At 49.3% G+C, this 4,639-nt stretch carries 3 protein-coding genes; 1 reads left to right on the top strand and 2 read right to left on the bottom strand.

From position 1 onward, the window contains the following. Positions 1 to 532: 532 nt before the first annotated feature. The gene (locus tag Q0294_RS01290) at positions 533 to 862 is read left to right on the top strand and encodes an antibiotic biosynthesis monooxygenase (protein ID WP_299459991.1); all 330 of its coding nucleotides are present in this window, start codon (positions 533 to 535) and stop codon (positions 860 to 862) included. Positions 863 to 876: 14 nt separating this feature from the next. Here Q0294_RS01290 and Q0294_RS01285 read toward each other — a convergent pair whose 3' ends face one another. Continuing rightward, the gene (locus tag Q0294_RS01285; RefSeq protein WP_299459989.1) at positions 877 to 3,309 is read right to left on the bottom strand and encodes a M1 family metallopeptidase; all 2,433 of its coding nucleotides are present in this window, start codon (positions 3,307 to 3,309) and stop codon (positions 877 to 879) included. Between the two features lie 158 nt (positions 3,310 to 3,467). Then, positions 3,468 to 4,475 (bottom strand): glutamate cyclase domain-containing protein, encoded by a 1,008-nt coding sequence (locus Q0294_RS01280; RefSeq protein WP_299459986.1) that lies wholly within the window; start codon positions 4,473 to 4,475, stop codon positions 3,468 to 3,470. Positions 4,476 to 4,639: the final 164 nt, after the last annotated feature.

Raw genomic sequence — 4,639 nt, 5'->3', positions numbered from 1 at the left:
TGACATCGTTACCTCCATGTCCTGTGTTTGACTGCAATAAGCCGGAAAAGCATGAATTTTATTATCGGTCTTCCCCGCTTAAAGCATTAGCACGGCCCTGTGCAAAAATTACCAGACCATTCGACAGACTATCCGGTTCTGAGAATCGCCTGCCTGATCAATTTTCAACTGACTCTGTCTGAAAAGAAGCGAAAAGAATCATGATTTCTTTTTCTTTTTCGAATCTTTTTTAGCGGCTGTTTTTTTCTTGGCTTTTTTCTTTTTCTTCTCTTTCTTGACGGTTTTGTCACCAAATATTTGGTCCCATCCTTTCGAGAAATCTTCTGTCGAACCTGTATGGACCGTATACCCAGTCACTTGAGTTTCCTCCCTTTTCAAAAATACAATCGAGATGGGATCTGCCTGTCAGGCAAATTATTTATGAAAGCAGAATTTGTAGCAAGCCTAATTATTGCCTGACAACCGCGGGGAAAACCTGATCCCATCACAAATCGTCCCTTAACTCCTCTGCAAAACGAAGTGTGAGCTTCATATGAACCCGAACCGACAACCACCCTGTTACGCTGTTATTTTCACTTCCACCCAGACTGATTCGCTGGAAGGATACGCGGAAATGTCTGCCCGCATGCAGGAACTGGCTGGTCAACAGGCAGGATTTCTCGGCGTAGAGTCTTTTCGTTCACCAGCAGGAACAGGAGTGACGATCTCGTACTGGAAGGATTTATCTTCCATCCAGGCCTGGCGAGAAAACCCGGAACACCAGACCGCACAACAACTTGGAAAGCAACAGTGGTACCAGGACTTTACGATCGAAGTGGCGAAAATCGAGACCGCATGCCACTTTTCCAAAGACGAATCATAGACGGTTGAGAAGCCCTACTCCCCCTCAGGCAGAACCGGCGATTCTTTCTTCGGCTCTTTGTCTGCTGGTTTTTCTTTGTCCTGCTCCTTGGCCAGTTTCTCCTGTTTTTTCAGTTTCTGCATTTCATTGTCTGACTTTTTCGATTTTTCCAACTGGAAATAGGATTTTCCAATCGTTCTGGGAAACTCATTATTAGAAAGCTGCGTGTCCGCGGTTTCCCGATGGGGGTCGAGCGTCAGACTTTTTAAAGGCTTGTCGGTCAGAATCAGTTTAGAGACACTCACATTATTCAAGCGCCAGATCTCTGCGGGAATACGCAGCATGTGGGTCGTGCCGTCGTCTAACGTCAGCTTTAAAATCACCGGCATCACAAGACCGCCATGATTTTTCAAATCGACCAGATAAAAATATTTCTGCGTCTCAAGCAGTTTCTTTTCTTCCACGTTCAACTCTTTGAGATGCGTTTCGAACTTCTTTCGATCTGCATCAGTCACATCCAGATCGTCAAACTCGTTGTAAAAATCCTTTAGCTCCGGGAACTGATCGGTTCGCTTCGAAAGTTTCTGATTGCGAATTTTGGAAAGTGACTCCGGTTCTTCTGCTTTGTCCTTTTTACGACGGACTTTATCAACGTAGGGATCTCCGGTTTCCAACAGATACTGTTTGACATTCTCAACGGCGATATCAGTATGATCGGTGGTGTAGAACCAGCCTCTCCAGAACCAGTCCAGATCCACGCCGGACGCATCTTCCATCGTGCGGAAAAAATCTGCCGGCGTAGGCCGTTTGAACATCCACCGCCGGGAATATTCTTTGAAAGCGTAGTCGAACAACTCCCTGCCCAGCACGGTTTCGCGCAGCACATTCAATGCGGTGGCCGGTTTACCATAGGCGTTATTGCCGAACTGCAAAATCGATTCGGAATTGGTCATGATGGGAACCTGATAATCGCCTTTCATATATCCCACAATATCGCGCGGCTCGCCACGGCGTGAAGGATAATCGGGCTCCCACTCCTGTTCCGTCAGAAATTGCAGGAACGTGGTGAGGCCTTCATCCATCCACGTCCATTGACGCTCGTCGCTGTTCACAATCATCGGGAAATAATTATGTCCCACTTCGTGAATAATGACCGAGATCAATCCATACTTGGTCCGTTTGGAATAGGTGCCGTCTTTTTCCGGTCGGGGCCCGTTGAAACAGATCATCGGGTATTCCATGCCCCCCACAGGACCATTCACGGAAATCGCCACCGGATACGGATAAGGAAACGTGTATTTCGAAAAGACATTCAATGTATGAATGATGGCATGCGTGGAATATTTACTCCATAGCGGCTCCCCTTCCTTCGGGTAAAACGACATCGCCATCACGGGCTGGCCTTCGACCTTGTGCCCCTGCGCGTCCCAGATAAATTTACGCGAACTGGCAAACGCGAAGTCTCGCACCCGGTCCGCTTTAAAGACCCAGGTCTGTTTGCCTTTCGGCTGGGAAGCTTCATTCTTTTTTGCTTCCTCGGGAGTCACAATGAACATCGGTTTTTTCGCAGTTTCCGCCTGTTTGAGACGTTTCTGCTGTTCTGCGGTGAGCACTTTCTCGGGATTCTGCAAACGGCCCGTCGCCGCCACGATATGATCGTCGGGGACGGTAATCCGGGTCAGATAATTTCCGAACTCAAGTGTAAATTCGCCGCGTCCCAGAAACTGTTTGTGCTGCCAGCCGGTATTGTCCGTGTAAGCCACCATCCGCGGAAACCAGTGGGCGATTTCATAGAGAAAATTCTTATCCTCTTCAAAGTATTCAAAACCGGTTCGCGCCGGTCTGCTTTTGGAATCATTGATCAGATAACTCCAGTCGACTGAGAACTGCGTGCTCGCGCCACTTGCCAGAGGCTGAGGCAGATCAATCCGCATCATGGTTTTGATGATCGTATAAGGCAGCGGTTCCCCTTTCGCATCGCGGACCGCCTGAATTTTCATACTGCCGTCAAACGACTCTTTCGCCAGCAATTGCTGCATCGATTGATAACCGACTTTTCCGAGGGGAGAACTGGTGTCCGTGCGGTGTGCGTCCGAATCGAAGGACAGAATATTGGTATCCAGCTGTAACCAGAGATAACTCAGCGTATCGGGACTGTGATTGGTATAAGTGATCTTCTCCGAGCCGATAATTTTCTGCAGCTTATCATCCAGCTCCACATCGATTTCATAATCGGCCTGCTGCTGCCAGTATTTTTCTCCGGGCGCCCCGGAAGCGGTTCGAAACCCGTTGGGCGTCGGCAGGACTTCGTCCAACTGACGAAATTTATCTTCCTGCTTGAATTTCCCATTGCTGACAGCCTGGCCGTAAACGGATGGCACGGAGATCCACAACATCACCAGAGTAATCAATCCTGCAAACGGGATCGCTCGTTCAAGAGCATAGAAGTTCGTTTTCCTGGAATTCATAACGGTTCGTTTTCTTTAAAAACGCATTCAAAAATTGTCACTGAGGCGCAAAATAATGATCACTGGCCCATTCTAACCGGTTTGTGACGGGAAAGGGCAAGTGATTTCCTGTGGACAGATAAACTTTCCCCACGATGTCTTACGTCGCAAAATTCGATTTAACGGGTAAGGATTTGCAGGATTCCTTCCCAGGGCTGCATATAAGTGAGAAACGGAAGTCCATCTACCGTCGCTTCCCGGAGTTTCGTCACACCATCGACGGCGTTGGCCTCACGCACCATTGCCTCAAGCACTTGTTGCTGTTCGTCCCGCTGCCAGGCAAACAGTACGTCGGTCTGCTGATGTAATAGTGCGACCGCAGCAGCCAGCGCCGCAGCACCCCAGTTGCTGGTACCCGCCACGATGTTCCAGTCGGTGGCGATCCGGCAGGGAATCAGCGCGGAATACTCAGAGGCGATTCTGCGATCCAGTTCTTCCCAGGAAATGGCTCCCATGCCAATTTCGTTTCCGCCATCACCCACGCCAATCGTTTGGGCATCCGGGAAAAATTCAGGTAGTCTTTCAAACAGTTGATGCAGAGGGGGGGTAAACGCATCAATGATTTCTCCCCGCATATTATGACAGCGATCATAATGTTCCTGAGATACTTTCTGATGAAACGCAGCGTCGCCGACCTCCGATGACCTTTGCTGTCGCTGCCAGGAGTCCGGGGTGTGGCTCGGTCCTACACGTTCGATGGAAATCAGGTGACTCAAACTCTGTCGGCTGAAGAACGATTCCACCCAGTCTTCCTGACCGTTTGACAGAACCTCGAATTGCGAAGCGGGATAAGCAGAAGCATCGACGGCGGCTGAAACCACCGGAGCACACAACTCATCGGTAACCACTGATGTATTGATGCCGCAAGCTTCCAGAACGAGGGCCAGCAGAACGGCTCCCGGAGGACCATCGGTTTCTGCCGCCGGTATCTCAGCGGAAGGAACGTAAAAGCCTGTGGTAATCACAACTTGGGAAGAATTCTGCGTTAACGCGATTGCCGCATTCAGTAAATGGTCATGGCAGAGAGGTCCAAACCGGGCTTCTGAGTCAATTAACCCCCGTTTCCCCGGATCTCTACGAATCAGGCGATCAAATTCTCGAATGATGTCTGTATCTGAGTTGCCCATTCAAACCTGTTCACTTCCACGGGCGTGCGGAATATCAAAATGAGAGAGCAATGCACTTAAAGGATGTCAAAGTCGAAACAGGGATGAATCGGAAAATCGCAGTGGAACTCTCTATTTGAGCAGTTTACTCTGGTTTGTAATGAAACAACAGGCTGTGCCGATTG

It is taken from the genome of uncultured Gimesia sp., from assembly GCF_937919775.1.
GTDB lineage: Bacteria > Planctomycetota > Planctomycetia > Planctomycetales > Planctomycetaceae > Gimesia.
This window is presented reverse-complemented; position numbering and strand designations above follow the sequence as displayed.

What these genes read in the sequence shown, in the direction of transcription:
- Q0294_RS01290 (WP_299459991.1), top strand. Translation starts at nt 533, where the DNA reads ATGAACCCGAACCGACAACCACCCTGTTACGCTGTTATTTTCACTTCC.
- Q0294_RS01285 (WP_299459989.1), bottom strand. Translation starts at nt 3,309, where the DNA reads ATGAATTCCAGGAAAACGAACTTCTATGCTCTTGAACGAGCGATCCCG.
- Q0294_RS01280 (WP_299459986.1), bottom strand. Translation starts at nt 4,475, where the DNA reads ATGGGCAACTCAGATACAGACATCATTCGAGAATTTGATCGCCTGATT.